An 18,985-nucleotide genomic window follows, 5' to 3' on the forward strand; every position below is an offset into this window, starting at 1 on the left:
CCCTCTTAACGCCTCCCGTAGAGAAGGGTTCCCCTCTCACTCCTCACCGGGTGCTGAAGCGCGCCGCCCGACGGTGCGTACGGCGGCGGCGTACCGCCTCGGGCGGGCGGCGGCTGGGGCGCAGCAGGTCCGACGACGCGAACAGGGCCCGCTTGGTGAACTCCACCAGCGCCAGGTACGCCAGCACCAGCCCGACCAGCACCGCCAGGAAACCCACCGGCAGCGGGTGGAACCCGAGCGGCCCGGCCACCGGCAGGTAGGGGATCAGCCACGCCACCGCCACCGCGGCGAGCGCGGCGGCGAACAGCGGACGGCTGGGCCGGCTGCGCCAGAACGGGCTGGTGTGGGTGCGGATGGCGAAGACCACCAGGGTCTGGGTGGCCAGCGACTCGACGAACCAGCCGGTGCGGAACTCCACCGGGCCGGCGTGCAGCACGCCGAGCAGCAGCGCGAAGGTGAGGAAGTCGAAGAGCGAGGAGAGCGGCCCGAAGGTCAGCATGAACCGGCGGATCTCCCGCAGGTCCCAGTGCGCCGGCCGGGCGAGCTGGTCGGCGTCGACCCGGTCGGTGGGGATGGCGACCTGGCTCAGGTCGTAGATCAGGTTGTTGAGCAGGATCTGCGACGGCAGCATCGGCAGGAACGGCAGGAACGCCGAGGCCCCGGCGGCGCTGAACATGTTGCCGAAGTTGCTGGACGTGCCCATCAGCACGTACTTGATGGTGTTGGCGAAGATCCGCCGCCCCTCGGTGACGCCGTCGGCGAGCACGTCGAGGTCCTTCTCCAGCAGTAGCACGTCGGCCGCGTCCCGGGCCACGTCGGTGCCGGTGTCCACCGAGATGCCGATGTCGGCGGCGTGCAGGGCGAGCGCGTCGTTGACGCCGTCGCCGAGGAAGGCCACGTCGCGTCCGGCGGCCCGCTGGGCGCGTACCAGCCGGGCCTTGTCCTCGGGGGAGACCCGGGCGAAGACGCTGGTCCGGCCGATCGCGGCGCCCAGCGCGGCGTCGTCCAGCCCGGCCAGTTCGGCGCCGGTCAGCACCCCGGTCACCGGCAGGCCGAGCTGCTGGCAGACCCGGACCGCCACCGCCGGATGATCACCGGTGAGCACCTTGACCGTGACGCCGAGGCCGGCGAGCCGGTCCAGCGCCGCCCGGGCGTCCGCCTTCGGCGGGTCGAGGAAGACCAGCAGGCCGCCGAAGGAGAGGTCCCGTTCGTCGTCCGGGCCGAGCGTGGTCGCTCCGGGAGCGGGGCGGCGGGCCACCGCGACCACCCGGCCACCGCCGGCCAGCCGCTCCGCGAGCACCGCCCGCGCCGCATCGGGTACGTCGTGGCAGAGCGCCAGCACCTCCTCGGCCGCGCCCTTGGTCACCAGGATCCGCCCGTCCGGCCCGTCGACCAGCACGCTCACCCGCCGCCGCTGGTGGTCGAAGGGCAGCAGCGCCACCCGCCGGTACGCGGCCACCGGCTGCCCCGCCGCGCCGGGCGCCGCCCACAGCGCCCGGTCCATCGGGTTGCCGTCGGCATCCGTGGCCGCCTCGTTGGCGAGCAGCCCGGCCAGCAGCGGCGCGTCCGAGGGGTGTCCGTCCGGGCCCAGCGTCTCGGCGAGGCTGAGCCGACCGTCGGTGAGCGTGCCGGTCTTGTCGGTGAACAGCACCTCGACGTTGCCCAGGTCCTCCACGCAGACCAGCCGCTTCACCAGCACCCGCCGCCGGGCGAGGCTGCGGGTGCCCGCCGCCAGGCTGGCGGTGACGATGGCGGGGAGCAGTTGCGGGGTGATGCCCACGGCGATGGCCAGGCTGAACAGCACCGCGTCGATCACCGGCCGGTGCAGCACCAGGTTGATCACGAAGATCACCGCGGTCAGTACGCCCGCCACCCGGGCCAGCATCAGCGAGAAGCGGCGCAGTCCCCGCTGGAACTCCGTCTCGCCCTGCCGTTCGCCGAGCCCCACCGCGATCCGCCCGAACGCGGTGTGCCCGGCCGTCGCCACCACCACCCCGACGCCGGATCCGGCCCGGACCACGGTGCCCATCAGCGCGCAGCAGGCGAGGTCGTCCAGGGGCGTACCGGCCGGCACCGGGGCCGGGTCCTTGGCCACCGCCGCCGACTCGCCGGTGAGCACCGACTCGTCGCACTCCAGCCGGTTCGCCGCGGTCAGCCGCAGGTCGGCCGGGACCACCATGCCCAGGTCGAGCCGGACGACGTCGCCGGGAACCAGGTCGACGACGTCGACCTCCCCGGTCCGGCCGGCCCGGATCACCGGCGCGGTGTGGCGTACCCGGTCGTGCAGCGCCGCGCCGGCCCGTTCGGCCCGGTATTCGTTGCCGAAGCCGAACCCGACGCTGACCGCCAGGATCACCCCGATGACCAGGGCGTCGGTCCGCTCGCCGACGAAGTAGGAGACGGTCGCGGCGACCAGCAGCAGGCCCAGCAGCGCGGAACGGAACTGGCGGGCCAGCACGGCGAGGGCAGAGACCCGGTGGGTCCGGACGGCGTTCGGCCCCAGCCGGGCCCGGCGCCGCAGCACCTCCTCGCCGGTGAGGCCGGCAGGCTCGCTGTCGAGCGCCGCGAACACCCGGTCGACCGGCAGGCTCCCGGCCTCGGTGACCGGCAGCCAGCCCTCGTCGCGTACCGCCCCGGCTCCGCGCACCGCCACCGTTCCCGCCGTCCGAGCCACTGACCGGCCCCCTCACCCATTGCACACCGGGCCTGACCGCCCCGCTCAGCATCCGCCGCACGCCACCCACCCGGTCAGGGCCGTCCGACCCGGAAAGGAGGGGCGGTCAGCGCGGCGGGCGGGCGGCGACGGCGTCGATCAGCCAGCGCGAGATCGAGTACGCGGGCGGCAGCTCCGCCGGCAGCGCGTCCAGCGGGAACCAGCGGGCCTGCGCCAGCTCCCGACCGTCCACGACCGGCTCGGCGTCGGGGTCGGTGACCACGGCGGTGAAGCCGGCCAGCAGGGTGCCCGGACCGGACATCGCCCAGGGCTGGCTGCCGAAGTAGGCGGGCGGCCCGATCGTCAGGCCCACCTCCTCGCCGACCTCCCGGTGGGCGGCCGCCTCCAGCGACTCGCCCGCCTCGACGAAGCCGGCGACCAGCGCCCACAGCTCGGTCGGGCCGTACGTGTGCCGGACCAGCAGCAGGTCTTCGACGCCGCCGGGGCGGGATCGGGTGATCGCGACGAGCACGGCGGCGGAGAGCGGCATCGGCACGTACAGGTCGCAGCCGGGGCAGCGTCGGGCGGTCTCGCCGGGCACGTCGGCCAGCTCGGTCCGGCAGGCCCCGCACCAGCGGTGGGTACGCTGCCAGGTCATCACCGCCAGCGCCCGCCCGGCGAGCGTGGCGAGGGGTTCGGGCAGTTCGGCGGCGAGCTCACGCCAGCTCCGCCACCGCCCGGGCAACTCCTCGGCGTCGGCCACCTCCGCCGCCCAGGCCGGTACGCCGTCCAGCGTCCCCACCGGCACCCGGCGGAGGTCCGACGGCAGGTCACCGACGCGGGGGAAGGAGCCGTCGACACCGGTCAGCAGTTTGCGCCCGGCGACCGGCACGGCGATGTCCTGCGGTGCTGCTGGCATGCTGCCGTCGGCACCCGGCACGAACCCGCCACCGGGCGGGCCGGTGGCCGTCGGAGCGGTGGTCGCCGGGACGGTCACGACTTCGGGTTGCGGCGGTCCACCACGCCGGCGCCCGGCGGCGGCTCGAACGCGCGCGGGTCGACCGTGTCGGTCCAGGTGGTCAGCGCCAGTTCCTCCGGCCGGCCGTCGAGGGTGCCGGTGAAGCTGCCGAGCACCCCTTCGGGGGTGACGCAGGCGGTGAACCGGTCACCGGCTCCGGAGACGTCCACGCAGGTGGCGGGGCTGCCGGCGAGGGTGGTGTCGTGCTGCGCGATGCTGGCCTCGGGGTCGAGGGCCGCCGTGGTCAGCAGGTGGATCACGGCGGGCGGGGTGACCAGGCCGCGCCGCCCCGCCTCCCGGTACACGGCGACCGAGGGCCGGCCGGCGGTGAGCACCGGGGGTCGTACCGTGCAGGAGGTCCGGGCGGCGGCGACCGCGCAGGTCGTGACCGCCTCCTGGGTCACCGTGATCTTGCCGTCCGGCCAGGTGTACGACGAGCGGAGCGGCTCCTTGGTCTGGGCGATCGAGGCGGTCCGCCCACCGGCGAGCTGGTAGTCGGCGGCCCAGGTCTGCTCCAGCGCCCGGTCCATCCGCGCGGCCAGGTCGTTGACCAGGTCGGCGCGACCGAGGGCGGTTCCGGCGTCGTCCAACGACTGGCAGCCGGTGACCGTGAGCGACGCGATGACCGAGGCGGCGAGCACGCGGAGAGTGGTCGAGGCGGCGGGCATGGCACCCAGCCTTGTCGATGTGGAGGATGTCTCGCAAACCCGTTGTCGGTTGACGCCCGAGAATCGGGGAATGTCCGGGTCACCCACGGTGACCGGGCGGTGGCGGTCTCGCCCCCGTACGCCTGCCGGGGACCGGGTGGAGACGTGCGACCGGGCGCGGCCCGATACGCTGCGTTCAACACCTGCCTCAGCCGCACCGTCGCGGCCCAATACGGACCGGAACACACAAACGAGGAGCGACTCAGTGGCAACCATCGAAGGAATCGTCGCCCGGGAGATTCTCGACTCGCGGGGCAACCCGACGGTCGAGGTCGAGGTCGGGCTCGACGACGGCACGATCGCCCGCGCCGCGGTGCCGTCCGGCGCCTCCACCGGCGCCTTCGAGGCGGTCGAGCTGCGCGACGGTGACGCCGACCGCTACCAGGGCAAGGGTGTCGAGAAGGCGGTCTCGAACATCGAGGACAAGATCGTCGACCAGCTCATCGGGTACGAGGCCAGCGAGCAGCGGCTGATCGACCAGAAGATGATCGACCTCGACGGTTCGGACAACAAGGGCGAGCTGGGTGCGAACGCCATCCTCGGCGTCTCGCTGGCGGTGGCGAAGGCGGCGGCCGGCAGCGCCGAGCTGAGCCTCTTCCGCTACCTGGGCGGCCCGAACGCGCACCTGCTGCCGGTGCCGATGATGAACATCCTCAACGGTGGCGCGCACGCCGACTCGAACGTCGACGTCCAGGAGTTCATGATCGCGCCGATCGGCGCGCCGACCTTCCGCGACGCGCTGCGCTCCGGCGCCGAGGTCTACCACGCGCTCAAGTCGGTGCTGAAGAAGCAGGGCCTCTCCACCGGCCTGGGCGACGAGGGCGGCTTCGCGCCGAACCTGCCGACCAACGCCGCCGCCCTGGACCTGATCTCCGAGGCGGTGGAGAAGGCCGGCTACCGGGTCGGCACCGACATCGTCTTCGCGCTCGACGTGGCCGCGACCGAGTTCTTCGACAACGGCACCTACACCTTCGAGGGCAGCGCCAAGTCCGCCGAGGAGATGAGCAACTACTACACGAAGCTCATCGGCGACTACCCGATCGTGTCCATCGAGGACCCGCTGGCGGAGGACGACTGGAGCGGCTGGGCCACCCTGACCGCCGCCGTCGGCGACCGGATCCAGATCGTCGGCGACGACCTGTTCGTCACCAACCCGCAGCGTATCGCCCGGGGCATCGCCGAGAAGGCCGCTAACGCGGTGCTGGTGAAGGTCAACCAGATCGGCTCGCTCACCGAGACCCTGGACGCGGTGGACCTGGCCCACCGGGCCGGCTTCAAGTGCATGATGAGCCACCGTTCCGGCGAGACCGAGGACACCACCATCGCCGACTTGGCGGTGGCCACCGGCTGCGGCCAGATCAAGACCGGCGCCCCGGCCCGCTCGGACCGGGTCGCGAAGTACAACCAGCTGCTCCGGATCGAGGAGGAGCTGGCCGACGCGGCGCGGTACGCCGGCGCGGGCGCGTTCCCGCGCTACCGTTCCGCCTGACGCGTAGCTCCGGGGGAGGGGTGTGACGATGCAGCAGCGCCGCACACCGGGTGGTCAGCGTCCCGCCCGTCGACCGGGTCAGGCCGGTCGACCGGGCGGTGCGCGGGTCCGCTCGGCGGTCCGCGACGCCGGTGTCCGCGCCGAGCCGCGTGGCACCGCCGGTCGGTCCCGCGCCGACGGCGTACGCTCCGCGAGCCGGCCGGCCGCCGCCCGTCGTACCGCGGCGGGGGGCAGCGTCAAGCGGCTCTCGGCACCCCAACCCCGGCGCTTCACCGGGCGGGCCACCGTGCTCTTCGCGGTGCTGATCGCGCTCGCCCTCGGCTACACCTATCCGGTCCGGGTCTATCTCGACCAGCAGGCGGACATCGAGCGGATGGAGGCCGCGCAGGCCGACCAGCGCCGGCGGATCGAGGACCTCTCCGCCGAGGCGGCCAAGTGGCAGGACCCGGCCTACATCGAGAGCCAGGCGCGGGAGCGGTTCTTCATGGGCAAGCCGGGCGAGACCCTGCTGGTGGTGCTCTCCGACCCGGAGGGCGCCGCCAAGGACGCCGGCAAGGGCGCGAAGCCGACCGCCCCGCGGGCCCCCGACCCTTGGTACGACACGCTCTGGTCCAGCGTGCAGGCGGCCAACGCCGACAAGTGAACGAAAGGCACACCGTGAGCGTCGTACCACCGCAGGAGCCGGCGGCGGATTCCGTACCCCCGCCGGAGCGGCAACCGGCCACCGAGGCCGACCTGGCCGCGGTGGCCGCGCAGCTCGGCCGCCCGCCCCGCGGCACCCGGGCGGTGGCCCACCGCTGCCCGTGCGGCCTGCCCGACGTGGTGGAGACGACCCCGCGGCTGGCCGACGGGACGCCCTTCCCGACGCTGTTCTACCTGACCTGCCCGCGGGCGACGGCGGCGTGCAGCCGGCTGGAGTCGGCGGGGCTGATGAAGGAGATGGCCGACCGGCTGGCCTCGGACCCGGAGCTGGCCGCGCGGTACCGGGCGGCGCACGAGGACTACCTGGCCCGCCGGGAGGCGATCGGCGAGGTGCCGGAGATCGCCGGTATCTCCGCCGGTGGCATGCCCGGCCGGGTGAAGTGCCTGCACGTGCACCTGGGGCACGCGCTCGGGGCCGGGCCGGGGGTCAACCCGTTCGGTGACGAGACCCTGGCCCTGGTGGAGAAGTGGTGGGCCGCCGGCCCGTGCGTGGACGTCCCGGCGGCCGAGTGACCGGGGAGGACATCGTCGTCCGGCGGGCCCGCACCGGCGACGTACGCGGGATCCGCCGGCTGGTCGACACCTACACCGACGACCGCCGGCTGCTGAGCAAGGCCACCGTCACCCTCTATGAGGACGTGCAGGAGTTCCGGGTGGCGGTCACCGGCGACGGCACGGTGGTCGGCTGCGGGGCGCTGCACGTGATGTGGGAGGACCTGGCGGAGATCCGTACGGTCGCGGTCGACCCGGCCTGCCGGGGGCGGCGGCTGGGGCACCGGATCGTCGGCGAGCTGATCGACGCGGCCCGGGAGCTGGGCGTCGCGCGGATCTTCGTGCTCACCTTCGAGACCCGCTTCTTCGGCTCGTTCGGCTTCCGGGAGATCGACGGTGCGCCCGTGCCGCAGCCGGTCTACGAGCAGCTGCTGCGCTCCTACGACGAGGGTGTCGCCGAGTTCCTGGACCTGGAGCGGGTCAAGCCGAACACCCTCGGCAACACCCGGATGCTGCTACGCCTCTGACCCGAGCCGTCGGTCGGTGCCGTTGGCCGCTCCCGCCGCTGGTCCGCCGTTGGCCTGCGCCGCATCCGCTCGTCAGCGTCGCTGACCTGCCTTAGGTTTTTGTGGCTCTGCGTAGTCGAGGCTGTCGGGGTCGATGCCGCCTTGCGTCGCCTTTGCTCTGCAGCCATCGACGCAGCAGTAACCGACAGTGCTGGTTGGGCCGTGTCGCGTGTTCCTCCCTCCAGGTAGAAAGAGCAGCTCAGGTTGGTGCTGCGTATCTGGCTGCAGAGCAAAGGGAACGGGCGGTCCCACCCGGCCCGGCGAAGTTTGGTAGCGGTGGGTGACGGAGGTGGGACGTGACGGTGGGTGAGCGAAGCGGGGTCGGCCCGCCGGGGTCCGGCCTGCCGTAGGGTTGCTGCCGTGACGACGCGTGTGGCCGCCATCGACTGCGGGACCAACTCCATCCGGTTGCTGGTCGCCGACCTGCCCGACGCCGACGCCGGCCCGGAGGCGCCGCTGGTCGACCTGACCCGCCGGATGGAGATCGTCCGGCTCGGCCAGGGCGTCGACCGCACCGGCCGGCTCGCGCCGGAGGCGATCGAGCGCACCCGGGTGGCGCTCGCCGACTACGCCGCCGAGATCGACAAGTTGGGTGCCGAGCGGGTCCGGATGTGCGCCACCTCGGCGTCCCGGGACGCCTCCAACGCGGCCGACTTCCGGACCATGGTGGAGCAGACCCTCGGCGTGGCACCCGAGGTGGTGACGGGTGACGAGGAGGCGCGGCTCTCCTTCACCGGCGCCGTGCGGGGACTGCCCGCCGACGCCGAGGCGCCGTACCTGGTGGTCGACATCGGCGGCGGCTCCACCGAGTTCGTCGTCGGCACCCGCGACGGTGGGGTCGAGGCCGCCGTCTCGATGGACATCGGCTGCGTCCGGATGACCGAGCGGCACCTGCACGGCGATCCGCCGGGCCTCGACGAGATCGCCGCCGCTCAGGCCGACATCGCGGTCGCGGTGGACCGGGCGCTGGCGACCGTGCCGGGCCGCGGGGCGGCCACGCTGGTCGGGCTCGCCGGATCGGTCACCACCGTCGTCGCCCTCGCCCAGGGCCTCACGGAGTACGACCCCGCGCGCATCCACCACGCCCGGGTCCCGTACGAGCAGGTCGCCGACGTCACCGCGGACCTGCTGGCGAAGACCCGCGAGCAGCGCCTCGCCAGTCCCGTCATGCACCCCGGCCGGGCCGACGTGATCGGCGCGGGAGCGCTGGTGCTCCGGGTCATCATGGAGCGCGCCGGGATGTCCTCGGTGGTCGCCTCCGAGCACGACATCCTCGACGGCATCGCCTGGAGCCTCGCCCCGGCCACGGCCTAGCCGGTCAGTCGGTCGCCAGGTCCGGCCGGTGCTGCCTGATCCACCGCTCGACGTCCGACTTCCGCCAGATCTGGCCCATCCTCAACACCTGATAGGGCTCCGGGAAGTCGCGCCGCGAGGCGACCACCGACGCGCGGGCACGGCTGACCCCTCCGAGCATGTCCCGGATCTCGGCGATACCCACGAACTCGACCACAGGTTGACGGTAGGTACCGGCGATTGTTCGACGATCGGTAACAGCGATAGGGGTTGACGATCGCTAACAGCATCCGCACGATTGGGGGATGGTTGCCCAGAACGCTTCGCCGGTGCCGGACCGCAATCGTCGGGCGGTGCGTCCGCACGTGCCCATCCGGCCGTTGTGGCTGTGCCGGGTCTGCGCGGCCCCGTGGCCGTGTCAGCCGGCGCGGCTGTTGCTGCTGATGGAGTACCGGCGGGACCGGCCGGGCCTCTCGGTCCATCTGGCCGGGTGCCTCTTCGACGCCACGGCGGACCTGCTCGCCCTCAACCCGAACCCCGGACCCTCCCCGGCGGAGTTGTTCGAGCGGTTCCTGGCCTGGACGCGCGGACGACCCGGGTCGGGCGCGCTCGATGGCGAGAGCTAGCGTGTCGTTGACGGTACTTTGTAATGCACAGTAGTGTGCATCGCGTGGACACCACACAGTTGTTGAAGGGCGTGCTCGATCTCGCCGTCCTCGCCGTGCTCCGTGCGGAGGACGGCTACGGCTACGACATCCTGCGCCGGTTGCGCGAGGCCGGCCTGGAGGAGGTCGGCGACGCCTCGGTCTACGGGACCCTGCGCCGGCTCTTCGCCGCCGGCCTGCTCACCACGTACGTCGCGCCGAGCGAGTCCGGCCCGCACCGGAAGTACTACGCGCTCAATGCCGCCGGGCGGGACCAGCTCACCCGCTCCGGCAAGACCTGGCGCTCGTTCGCCACCACCATGGACGCACTGCTCGACGATCGGGGGATGGCGGCATGACCGTCACTGGGCAGGAGATCGCGGACTACGTCGACCGGGTGCGGGCCGCACTGGCCGACCTGTCACCCGCCGTCCGCGACGAGTTGACCGAGGACCTGCCGGAGCACCTGGCGGAGGTGGCCGCCGAGCCGGGTGGCTCGCTGGTCGACCGGCTCGGCGAGCCCGAGGCGTACGCGGCCGAGCTGCGCGCCGCGGCCGGTGCGGACGTACCGGTCGACGGCCGGCGTCGCGACCGGCGGCTCGCCGACCTGCGGGCCCGCTACGGTCCCCGGCTGCGCGCCCTCGACACCCGGCTCGGCCCGGTGCTCGGGTACGCCTCGGCCGGCGAGTTCCTCCGGCTGCTCCGCCCGGCCTGGTGGGTGCTGCGCGGCTGGCTGGCCGCCCTGCTGGTCTCCGCGGTGCTCGGCGAGCCGTCCGGCCTGCTGCCCCGGCTCGGGGACAGCCCGGTGACGGGACTGTTCCTGCTCGTCGCCGGGGTGCTCGCCTCGATCTGGCTCGGCCACCGTTCGGCCGGGCTGCGGGGCTGGCCGCGCCGGCTGCTGCGACTCGGTACGGCGGTGGTGGTGTTCTTCGCCTTCGTCGTCCTGGTCGACCTGGACCGGCGGGCCGGCTCCGACGACTTCGGCTATCAGGAGGTCTCGGTCGGCAACCCGTACGACGGCATCCAGGACGTCTACGTCTATGACGGCGAGGGGCGGCTGGTGCAGAACGCCCGGCTGTTCGACCAGAACGGCACCCCGATCCGGCTCGGCTATCCGGCCTGCCCCGACCCGCTCCGCCCGGACGACTACGACCCGATGCGGCGCGGCTACCCGTACTGCCCGGAGCAGGCGCCGTTCCTGCCCCGCCCCCCGGCCACCGCCCCGGTGCCGGCCACTCCGGCCCCGCCCGCGACCCCGGCCCCGCCGGCGACCGTGACCGCGACGGCGACCCCGGCCCCGACCGTGACGGCGGCCCCCGCTCCGCCGACGGCACCGACCGGACCTGTCCCGGCACCCAGCGTGACCGGCTGAACGGCGTGAACCTGGGAACTGGCTGAACGGATGAGGGGAGTGGACGACCATGATCGTTTACGGTGTCGTCTGCTCGTCAACTCCTCGGAAGGAACACCAGTGTCTGAGCAGGTCGCACCCCCCTCCGCGCCGTACCCCGGCCAGCCCGAGCCGGCCGCCCCCGCGGAGCCGAAGAAGTCCCGCGGCCGCAAGGTGCTCGGCATCGTCGGCATCATTCTCGCCGTCCTCGTCGTGGGCGGGCTCAAGGGAGCCTGGAAGCTCTACCAGAACCAGGACGACACCGTCCAGGCGAAGGTCGGCGACTGCCTCGCGCAGCTGCCCGAGGTGACCGGCGACAAGCAGGAGGACGCCGATGACGCCAAGGTCGTCAAGTGCACCGCCACCGACGCGGTGTACACGGTGGTCGGTCGGGTCGAGGGCCAGACCGCGGCGCAGACCAAGACCGGCGACGGGTGCACGCAGTACTTCAAGGAGGGCGACGACGGCTACGTCTTCTCCGGCCCGGAGCGCACCGGTGGCAAGTTCTATCTGCTCTGCCTGACCAAGAAGGCCTGAACCGGCCCGCCTGCGGACATCGACGGCGGCGCGGACACCTCCGCGCCGCCGTCGCCGTGTCCCGGGGGTGAACAGGAGGCGAATGCCACTGTTCCGGCGTCTTCCCCGGCGCGGTCACCGCGTGGCAGGCTACCGGCACGTAGGACCACTGGGCGACCAGCCAACGATGACTGACCGCTAGGAGGACGGGCCCATGGGCGAGATGGTGAGCTTCACCGGCAACGGGGGGACGGGCGAGGGGTATCTCGCGATACCCTCCGGCGGTGCGGCCAGCCCGGCGGTCATCGTCATCCAGGACTGGTGGGGTCTGGTGCCCCACGTCCGGGCCGTGGTGGACCGGTTCGCGGAGGCGGGCTTCGTCGCCCTCGCCCCGGACTTCCGGCACGGCGGGCCGGCCAGCCGGCCGACGGAGCCCCGGCAGATGCTGAACGGGCCGCAGATGAACGAGGCGGCCACGGACATCGCCGCCGCGGCCGAATACCTCGCCGGCCGTCCCGAGGTCACCGGCAAGGTCGGGTGCGCCGGCTTCTGCGCCGGTGCCAGCCTGGCCCTCTGGTCGGCGACCCGCTCCGAGCGGATCGTCGCCACCGCCGGCTTCTACCCCCGGCTGCCCTGGGAGGGCATGGGCGCCGAGTGGGCCGACTACGCCGGCAAGGCCGCCCTGATCCACTGCTCCGAAGAGGACGGACTCTCCTCCGCCGAGGGCGTACAGGCCGCCCGCCGGGCCATCGAGGCGGCCGGCGGCACCTGCCAGACGTACGACTACCCGGGCACGTCCCACGCGTTCTTCAACGAGGACCGGCCGGAGAAGTTCGACCAGCGCGCCGCCGCCAGCGCCTGGGCCCGCACGCTGGAACTCTTCCGGGCCAAGCTTGGCTGAGTCGCGTACCCCGCAGCAGGTGGTCGCACGCGCCGCGCGGGCCATCGACCTGCCCGACCTCGACGGCGCGGTCAGCGACTGTTTCGCCTGCCCCCGGCTGGTGCGGTGGCGGGAGGAGGTGGCCCGCACCAAGCGGGCCGCCTTCCGTGACCAGGACTACTGGGGCCGGCCGGTGCCCGGCTTCGGCACCGCCGACCCCCGCATCGCGATCCTCGGGCTGGCACCGGCCGCGCACGGCGGCAACCGCACCGGGCGTATCTTCACCGGCGACCGCTCCGGTGACGTCCTCTTCGCCGCCCTGCACCGGGCCGGCCTGGCGAACCAGCCGACCAGCGTCGCCGCCGACGACGGCCTGACCCTGCGGGACACCCGGATCTTCTCGGCCGTGCGCTGCGCGCCGCCGGACAACAAGCCCACCCCGGCCGAGCGGGACACCTGCGCGCCGTGGCTGCACCGGGAGGTCGCGCTGATCCGGCCCACCCTGCGCGTCGTGGTCGCGCTGGGTGCCTTCGCCTGGGCCGCGTGGTGGCCGGTGCTGCGCGACGTGTACGGCGTCCGCCCGCCCGGGGCCCGCCTGAAGTTCGGTCATGGGGCACACTGGTCCGGCACGTCCGGCCCGGACCTGCTCGGCTGCTATCACGTCAGCCAGCAGAACACCTTCACCGGGCGGCTGACACCAGCGATGTTGGACGACGTGTTCACCCGGGCGAAGCAGCTCGCCGGGGTGGACTGACGATGCGTGGGGCGGTGGGATGGACCTCGGGGTGCTGCGACGGTGGTGGCCGGTCGCGTCGGTGACCGTACTGCTGGCCGGCGCAGCGTTCGCCGCGGGGCACTCCTCGCTCGGGGCCAGCCGGATCCCGCCCGCCAGCGACACCATCCCGTACGTGCCGGACTACCCGTCGGCCGAGCCCGCCGCGTCGATCCCCGTCGAGCCGCGCAACGGCGCCGAGGCCACCCAGGCGCGGATCCCGCCCTGGATCCTCGACGCGGCCCTCGTGCTGCTCGGCCTCGCCGTCCTGCTGGCGCTCGGCTATCTGGTCTGGACGCTGGTCACCGGCGCGCTGCGCCGGACCACCCGGGCCCTGCCGGTCGCGCGGGCCCGGCGGACCGCCGAGGGCACCGCCCGGGAGGTGGTCGCCGCCCTCGACGCCGGACTGGTCGAGCTGGACGACCGCTCCACCGACCCGCGTACCGCGGTGATCGCCTGCTGGGTGCGGCTGGAGGAGACCGCCCAGGAGGCCGGCGTGCCGCGGCTCGCCGGGGACACCCCGACCGACCTGGTCGGCCGCCTGCTGCGGGGTGACGCGGAGGCCGGTGTCCCGGCGATCGCCAGCGCCGACGTGCTGGACGGCTTCGCGCACGTCTACCGCGAGGCCCGCTACGCCACGCACGCCGTCGACGAGCGGATGCGCGACCAGGCCCGCGCCGCCCTGCGCCGGCTGCGCGGCGAGCTCGCCACACTGGCCACCGGCCCCGCCGCCGGGGTCCCGTCATGAGCACCAGCATCGAGGACCTGCTCTCCTTCGAGGAGGAGCCCGCCGGGCCCGCCGTCGAATCGCGGGGCGGACGGCTGCGGGCGGTGCTGCGTACGCTCCTGGTCACCGCGGCGGTGGTCGTGGTGGTGATCGTCGGCCTGCGCGCGGTCGGCCTGAAGCTGTCGGTCTGGATCATCGTGGCCGCGGTCCTCGCGGTCCTCGCCGTCCGGCGGGTGACCCGCGCACTGGCCCCGCCGCCCCCGCCCCGGGCCGGCGGCCGGGCACCCGCCGGCGAGGAGCCGGGTGCCTGGAACTGGGCGGCCCGGGACGCGCTGCGCGCCGCCATCAACGGTTGGGAACGCCCGCTGGACTGGTGCGGGGGCAACCGGGAACGGTTCACCGAGCGGGTGCTGCCCCGGATCGGTGAACTGGCCGACGAGCGGCTGCGCCAGCAGCACGGGATCACCCGGGAGTCCGACCCGGGCCGGGCCCGCACCCTGCTGGGGGAGCCGCTGTGGACGTTCCTCGACACGCCTCCCCGCCGCCCCCCGTCGCCGCGTGACCTCGCGGTGATCGTCGCCGAACTGGAGAAGCTGTGAAGAACGACGTGGACCGGAGCATGCCCCCGGCCGAGGTGGGCCGGCTGGCCCGGGCCGTGCTGGACGCGGTCGGCACGGTCGTGGTCGGCAAGCGGGAGTCGCTGGAGTTGGTCCTCGCCGGCATCCTGGCCGGCGGTCACGTGCTGCTGGAGGACCTGCCCGGGCTGGGCAAGACGCTGACCGCGCGCTCCTTCGCCCAGGCCCTCGGGCTGGACTTCCGTCGCCTCCAGTTCACCCCCGACCTGCTGCCCGCCGACGTCACCGGCTCGTTCCTCTACGACCAGCGCAGCGGCGACTTCTCGTTCCGCGCCGGCCCGGTCTTCACCAACCTGCTGCTCGCCGACGAGATCAACCGCACGCCGCCGAAGACCCAGTCGGCGCTGCTGGAGGCGATGCAGGAGAAGCAGGTCTCCGTCGAGGGCGTCACCTACCGGCTGGACGAGCCGTTCCACGTGCTCGCCACCGCCAACCCCATCGAGTACGAGGGGACGTACCCGCTGCCGGAGGCGCAGCTCGACCGGTTCCTGCTCCGGGTGTCGTTCGGCTATCCCGACCACGACGAGGAGTGGGAGGTGCTGCGCCGGCGAATGGCGCGCCGCCGCGAGGAGGCCGAGATCAAGCCGGTGGTGGACGCCGCCACGCTGCGGACCATGCAGGCGGCCCTGGAGGACGTGGTGGTCGAGGACTCCATCGGCCGCTACATCGTCGCGTTGACCGCGGCCACCCGGGAACACCCGTCCGCGCTGGTCGGCGCGTCGCCGCGCGGCTCGCTTGCGTTGCTGCTGCTGTCCCGGGTCCGGGCGGTGCTCTCCAACCGCGACTACGTGGTGCCCGAGGACGTCAAGGCGGTGGCGGTGCCCGCGCTGGCGCACCGGATCACCCTGCGGCCGGAGATGTGGCTGCGCCGGGTCGACCCGTCCTTCGTGGTCGGTGAGGTGCTGGAGTCCACCCCCGCCCCGGCCAGCGGAGCGCTGCCCAGCCACGCGGCCGGCCGGCCGGGACGCTGATGGCCAGCCGTGACGAGCCGGGGCCGGCGGCGGGCTGGGCACCCACCTGGGCGCTGGGCCGGGCGGTGCTGCTCACCGGGCTGCTGCTGATCGGGGCGGTGCTGCTGGGCCGGGTCGACCTGGTGGTGCTGGCGGCGCCGTTCGCGCTGGGCACCGCGTACGCGCTGCGCCGCCGACCCACCGCCGCACCGCTGCTGGAGATCGCCACCACCGACGTGCACCTGGTCGAGGGCGGTCCGCTGGCGGCCACGGTCACCGTCGGCAACCCCGACACCGTCCCGTACGACGTGGCGGTGGTGCGCAGCCGGGTGTCGCGGTGGCTGCGGGTGGAGCGGGCCGGCCTCGGCGGCGTCGACCGGGACGTGCGCAACTCCGGGGGCGCGGACCGGCCCTTCGTCACGGCCGTGCCGACCGGCTCGGCGGTCGACCTGACGCTCTCCGGCACCGCGCTGCGCTGGGGCCGGCACCCGTTGGGCCCGGCCGGGGCACGGGTGGCCGTCGCCGACGGGCTGCTGGTGTCCCGCGCGGTGATCACCGATCCGGTGCGGGTCCGGGTCTATCCGAAGACCGAGCCGTTCGAGGCGGTGGAGGCGATGCCCCGGGCCGCCGGGCTGGTCGGCGCGCACCACTCCCGCCGCCCGGGGGAGGGCGGCGAACTGGCCGGCGTACGGGTCTTCGCTCCCGGTGACCGGCTGCGCCGGATCGACTGGCGGGTGTCGCTGCGGGCCCGGCAGCTGCACGTGGCGTCGACGCTCTCCGACCGGGACGCCGAGGTGGTGGTGCTGCTCGACGTGCTGGCCGAGGCCGGTCGCTCGGGCGGGATCGGCGGCGCGGCATCCGTGCTGGACACCACGGTTCGGGCGGCCGCCGCGATCGCCGAGCACTACCTGCACCGCGGCGACCGGGTGGCGCTGCTGGAGTACGGCCCGGCCGCCCGCCGGCTGCGCCCGGCCACCGGCCGCCGGCAGTACCTGACCGTGTTGGAGTGGCTGCTCGACGTGCACGCCGAGTCCTCCCCGCACGAGCCGTACGACCAGGTCTTCGGCCCGCAGGTGCTCTCCGCCGACGCGCTGGTGGTGGTGCTCACCCCGCTGCTGGACGAGCGCTCCGCGCAGATGCTGGCCCGGCTGGCCCGGGGCGGACGGTTCGTGGTGGCGGTGGACACCCTCCCCGTCGACCTGCCCGCCCCGAAGGACCGGGGCTGGGCGGAGGTGGCGTACCGGCTGTGGCGGCTGGACCGGGACACGATGATCGGCCAGCTCCGGGAGCACGGGGTGCCGGTGGTCGGCTGGGCCGGTGCGGGCAGCCTGGACCAGGTGCTGCGGGACGTCGCCCGCCTGGCCACCGCCCCCCGGGTAGGTGTCCGGTGAGCGCGAGGAACGCAGCGCAGCGGAGTCCCGCAGTCGCGAACGAAGGCAGGCTCCGGTGAGCGCGAGGAACGCAGCGGAGCGGAGTCCCGCAGTCGCGAACGAAGGCAGGGTCCGGTGAGCGATCTGCTGGACGGGGTGACCGAGCGGGTCCGCGCGCTGCGGTACGCGGTCACCCGGGTCACCCTCGCCCCGCTGCTGGTCCGGTTCGGGATCTTCGTCGTCGTGCTGGCGGGGTTGCTGGTGGCGTACCCCGTGCAGCTGCTGCGGCCGCGCGGGCTGCTCGCCCTGCTGGTGGTGGCGGTGTTGCCGGCCGTCGCCCCGCGCCGGGTGTGGCCGACCTTCGCGGCGTTGGTCACGGTCGGCGGCTGGTTGGTCGCGGAGACCGGTTTCGACCGGCCCGTGGCGCTGTGGCGGTTGATCGCTGTGGCGTCCCTGCTCTATCTGTCGCACACGCTCTGCGCGCTCGCGGCGCTGCTGCCCCACGATGCGGTGGTCGACCCGGACCTGGTCTCCCGCTGGCTGACCCGGGCCGGCGGGGTGGTGCTCGCCGGAGCGGTGCTGGCGGTCCTGTTGACGGCTGTCGGGCGGTTCGGCGGCGACCGTGGGTTCCAGACCGTGACGGTGGCCGGACTGTTCGTCGCGGTCGCGCTCAGCGCCCTGTTGGGCTGGTTGCTGCGTCGCAGATAGCGGGACGATCCCGGGACGTTGCGCAGGTCACAGGGGTTGTGCTCAGTCACATCTGGGGGTCTCGAAAGGGGTTAGCGGAGCCGCCCGGGGAAAGATAGATGACGTGAACCCGAAGCGGATCCTTGTCGTGGGTGCCGGGCACGTCGGCCTGTACGCTGCTCTGCGCCTGTCCAAGAAGCTGAGCTCCCGTGAGGCCGAGGTCGTCGTCGTCGACCCGCAGCCGCACATGACCTATCAGCCGTTCCTGCCCGAGGCAGCGGCCGGCAACATCTCGCCCCGGCACTCCGTGGTGCCGCTGCGGCGCGAGTTGCGCAAGTGCAAGGTCGTGGCCGGCACGGTGACCCGGATCGACCACGACCGGAAGACCGCGGTGGTGCAGCCCATCAGCGGCCCGGCCCGGGAGATCACGTACGACCACGTGGTCGTCGCCCCCGGTTCGGTCTCCCGGACCCTGCCGATCCCGGGCCTGCACGAGCAGGGCATCGGCTTCAAGACCATCGGTGAGGCCATCTTCCTGCGCAACCACGTGCTGGACCGGCTCGACGTGGCGGCCTCGACGACCGACCCGGAGGTCCGCAGCCGGGCGCTGACCTTCACCTTCGTGGGCGGTGGCTACGCCGGCATCGAGGCGCTCGCCGAGATGGAGGACATGGCCCGCGACGCCCTGCGCTACTTCCCCGAGCTGTCGCCTGCGGACATGCGCTGGGTGCTGGTCGAGGCGACCAACCGGGTGCTGCCCGAGGTCGACCGGGACATGGGCGCCTACACGGTGCAGCAGCTGCTCAAGCGGAACATGGACATCCGGCTGGACACCCGGCTGGAGTCCTGCGTCGACGGGGTGGTCAAGCTCTCCGACGGCGACAGCTTCGCCTCCGACACCATCGTCTGGACGGCCGGCGTGAAGCCGTCGCCGATGCTCGACGCCACCGACTTCCCGCGCGACGAGCGCCGGCGGGTCACCTGCCTGCCGACCCTCCAGGTGGTCGACGGTGACCGGGTCGTCGAGGGCGCCTGGAGCGCCGGTGACTGCGCGGCGGTGCCGGACCTGACCAAGGAGCCGGGCAACTTCTGCTCGCCGAGCGCGCAGCACGCCGTGCGGCAGGCCGCCCGGATGGCCGACAACATCGCCAACGTGATCCGTGGGCGTGAGCCGGTCGACTACAAGCACAAGCACGCGGGCAGCGTGGCCAGCCTCGGCCTCTACAAGGGCGTGGCCCAGGTCTACGGGGTCAAGATGACCGGCTGGCCGGCGTGGTTCATGCACCGGACGTACCACATGTCCCGGATCCCGTCGTTCAACCGGAAGGTCCGGGTCGTGGTCGACTGGACGCTGGCCTTCTTCCTCAAGCGTGAGGTGGTCGCGCTGGGTCAGTTGCACGACCCGCGCGAGGAGTTCGAAGAGGCCTCCCAGCCGGTCGGCACGGCCCGCGTCTGAGCTGTAAGCAGGGGCCCCTTCTTAACGCCTGGCGTAGA

The 18,985-nt window shown here is 73.5% G+C and carries 21 protein-coding genes; 17 read left to right on the forward strand and 4 right to left on the reverse strand.

All coding sequences use genetic code 11. From position 1 onward, the window contains the following. Window positions 1-43 precede the first annotated feature (43 nt). From mgtA to MRQ36_RS17530, 3 genes are all read right to left on the reverse strand, one after another. Window positions 44-2,653 (reverse strand): magnesium-translocating P-type ATPase, encoded by a 2,610-nt coding sequence (mgtA, locus tag MRQ36_RS17520; protein WP_242796869.1) that lies wholly within the window; start codon window positions 2,651-2,653, stop codon window positions 44-46. A gap of 127 nt (window positions 2,654-2,780) precedes the next feature. Then, window positions 2,781-3,650 carry an NAD(+) diphosphatase gene (locus MRQ36_RS17525; protein WP_242796871.1) on the reverse strand — a complete coding sequence of 290 codons (870 nt, stop codon included), beginning with the start codon at window positions 3,648-3,650 and terminating at the stop codon, window positions 2,781-2,783. Next, complete coding sequence (locus MRQ36_RS17530; RefSeq protein ID WP_242796873.1) at window positions 3,647-4,339, reverse strand: hypothetical protein; 693 nt, start codon at window positions 4,337-4,339, stop codon at window positions 3,647-3,649. The genes MRQ36_RS17525 and MRQ36_RS17530 overlap by 4 nt, the downstream gene beginning before the upstream one ends. A gap of 244 nt (window positions 4,340-4,583) precedes the next feature. On the opposite strand from MRQ36_RS17530, the gene eno reads away from it, so the two are divergent. From eno to MRQ36_RS17555, 5 genes are all read left to right on the forward strand, one after another. Further along, the gene (gene eno, locus MRQ36_RS17535) at window positions 4,584-5,867 is read left to right on the forward strand and encodes a phosphopyruvate hydratase (protein WP_242796875.1); all 1,284 of its coding nucleotides are present in this window, start codon (window positions 4,584-4,586) and stop codon (window positions 5,865-5,867) included. 28 nt (window positions 5,868-5,895) lie between these two features. Next, window positions 5,896-6,510 (forward strand): septum formation initiator family protein, encoded by a 615-nt coding sequence (locus tag MRQ36_RS17540; RefSeq protein ID WP_242796877.1) that lies wholly within the window; start codon window positions 5,896-5,898, stop codon window positions 6,508-6,510. Between the two features lie 14 nt (window positions 6,511-6,524). Beyond that, window positions 6,525-7,082, forward strand: a complete 558-nt coding sequence (locus MRQ36_RS17545; protein ID WP_242796879.1) for a DUF501 domain-containing protein — start codon at window positions 6,525-6,527, stop codon at window positions 7,080-7,082. Continuing rightward, window positions 7,079-7,588: an amino-acid N-acetyltransferase gene (locus tag MRQ36_RS17550; protein WP_242796881.1), complete on the forward strand. Its 510-nt coding sequence runs from the start codon at window positions 7,079-7,081 to the stop codon at window positions 7,586-7,588. The genes MRQ36_RS17545 and MRQ36_RS17550 overlap by 4 nt, the downstream gene beginning before the upstream one ends. 411 nt (window positions 7,589-7,999) lie before the next feature. Further along, window positions 8,000-8,941 (forward strand): Ppx/GppA phosphatase family protein, encoded by a 942-nt coding sequence (locus tag MRQ36_RS17555; RefSeq protein ID WP_308194972.1) that lies wholly within the window; start codon window positions 8,000-8,002, stop codon window positions 8,939-8,941. A gap of 4 nt (window positions 8,942-8,945) precedes the next feature. Here MRQ36_RS17555 and MRQ36_RS17560 read toward each other — a convergent pair whose 3' ends face one another. After that, window positions 8,946-9,137 carry a hypothetical protein gene (locus tag MRQ36_RS17560; RefSeq protein ID WP_278189083.1) on the reverse strand — a complete coding sequence of 64 codons (192 nt, stop codon included), beginning with the start codon at window positions 9,135-9,137 and terminating at the stop codon, window positions 8,946-8,948. Window positions 9,138-9,225: 88 nt separating this feature from the next. Between MRQ36_RS17560 and MRQ36_RS17565 the strand changes: the two genes are divergently transcribed. The 12 genes from MRQ36_RS17565 (at window position 9,226) to MRQ36_RS17620 (ending at window position 18,947) form a co-directional block, all read left to right on the forward strand. Further along, window positions 9,226-9,546: a hypothetical protein gene (locus tag MRQ36_RS17565; protein ID WP_242796885.1), complete on the forward strand. Its 321-nt coding sequence runs from the start codon at window positions 9,226-9,228 to the stop codon at window positions 9,544-9,546. Between the two features lie 44 nt (window positions 9,547-9,590). Then, window positions 9,591-9,923, forward strand: a complete 333-nt coding sequence (locus MRQ36_RS17570; protein ID WP_242796887.1) for a PadR family transcriptional regulator — start codon at window positions 9,591-9,593, stop codon at window positions 9,921-9,923. Further along, on the forward strand, window positions 9,920-10,936 hold the full coding sequence (locus MRQ36_RS17575; RefSeq protein WP_242796889.1) for a hypothetical protein: 1,017 nt from the start codon (window positions 9,920-9,922) through the stop codon (window positions 10,934-10,936). Before MRQ36_RS17570 ends, MRQ36_RS17575 begins: the two co-directional genes overlap by 4 nt. A gap of 99 nt (window positions 10,937-11,035) precedes the next feature. Then, window positions 11,036-11,491, forward strand: a complete 456-nt coding sequence (locus tag MRQ36_RS17580; RefSeq protein ID WP_242796891.1) for a hypothetical protein — start codon at window positions 11,036-11,038, stop codon at window positions 11,489-11,491. A 193-nt stretch (window positions 11,492-11,684) separates the two neighbouring features. After that, on the forward strand, window positions 11,685-12,371 hold the full coding sequence (locus MRQ36_RS17585; RefSeq protein ID WP_242796893.1) for a dienelactone hydrolase family protein: 687 nt from the start codon (window positions 11,685-11,687) through the stop codon (window positions 12,369-12,371). A gap of 19 nt (window positions 12,372-12,390) precedes the next feature. Then, window positions 12,391-13,104, forward strand: coding sequence for a uracil-DNA glycosylase (locus MRQ36_RS17590; RefSeq protein WP_242796895.1), 714 nt, complete (start codon window positions 12,391-12,393; stop codon window positions 13,102-13,104). Between the two features lie 19 nt (window positions 13,105-13,123). Next, entirely contained in the window at window positions 13,124-13,870 is a 747-nt protein-coding gene (locus tag MRQ36_RS17595) for a DUF4129 domain-containing protein (protein WP_242796897.1), read from the forward strand. Next, window positions 13,867-14,448: a hypothetical protein gene (locus MRQ36_RS17600; RefSeq protein WP_242796899.1), complete on the forward strand. Its 582-nt coding sequence runs from the start codon at window positions 13,867-13,869 to the stop codon at window positions 14,446-14,448. The genes MRQ36_RS17595 and MRQ36_RS17600 overlap by 4 nt, the downstream gene beginning before the upstream one ends. 20 nt (window positions 14,449-14,468) lie before the next feature. Next, window positions 14,469-15,455 (forward strand): MoxR family ATPase, encoded by a 987-nt coding sequence (locus MRQ36_RS17605; RefSeq protein ID WP_242801188.1) that lies wholly within the window; start codon window positions 14,469-14,471, stop codon window positions 15,453-15,455. Beyond that, window positions 15,455-16,825 (forward strand): DUF58 domain-containing protein, encoded by a 1,371-nt coding sequence (locus tag MRQ36_RS17610; RefSeq protein ID WP_242796901.1) that lies wholly within the window; start codon window positions 15,455-15,457, stop codon window positions 16,823-16,825. The genes MRQ36_RS17605 and MRQ36_RS17610 overlap by 1 nt, the downstream gene beginning before the upstream one ends. A 126-nt stretch (window positions 16,826-16,951) precedes the next feature. Next, window positions 16,952-17,512: a hypothetical protein gene (locus MRQ36_RS17615; RefSeq protein WP_374251148.1), complete on the forward strand. Its 561-nt coding sequence runs from the start codon at window positions 16,952-16,954 to the stop codon at window positions 17,510-17,512. A 103-nt stretch (window positions 17,513-17,615) separates the two neighbouring features. Then, a complete protein-coding gene (locus tag MRQ36_RS17620) occupies window positions 17,616-18,947 on the forward strand; it encodes an NAD(P)/FAD-dependent oxidoreductase (RefSeq protein ID WP_242796903.1) in 1,332 nt (443 codons plus the stop codon). The last annotated feature ends 38 nt before the right edge of the window (window positions 18,948-18,985 follow it).

Source organism: Micromonospora sp. R77 (genome assembly GCF_022747945.1).
In the GTDB taxonomy this organism is placed as follows: domain Bacteria; phylum Actinomycetota; class Actinomycetes; order Mycobacteriales; family Micromonosporaceae; genus Micromonospora.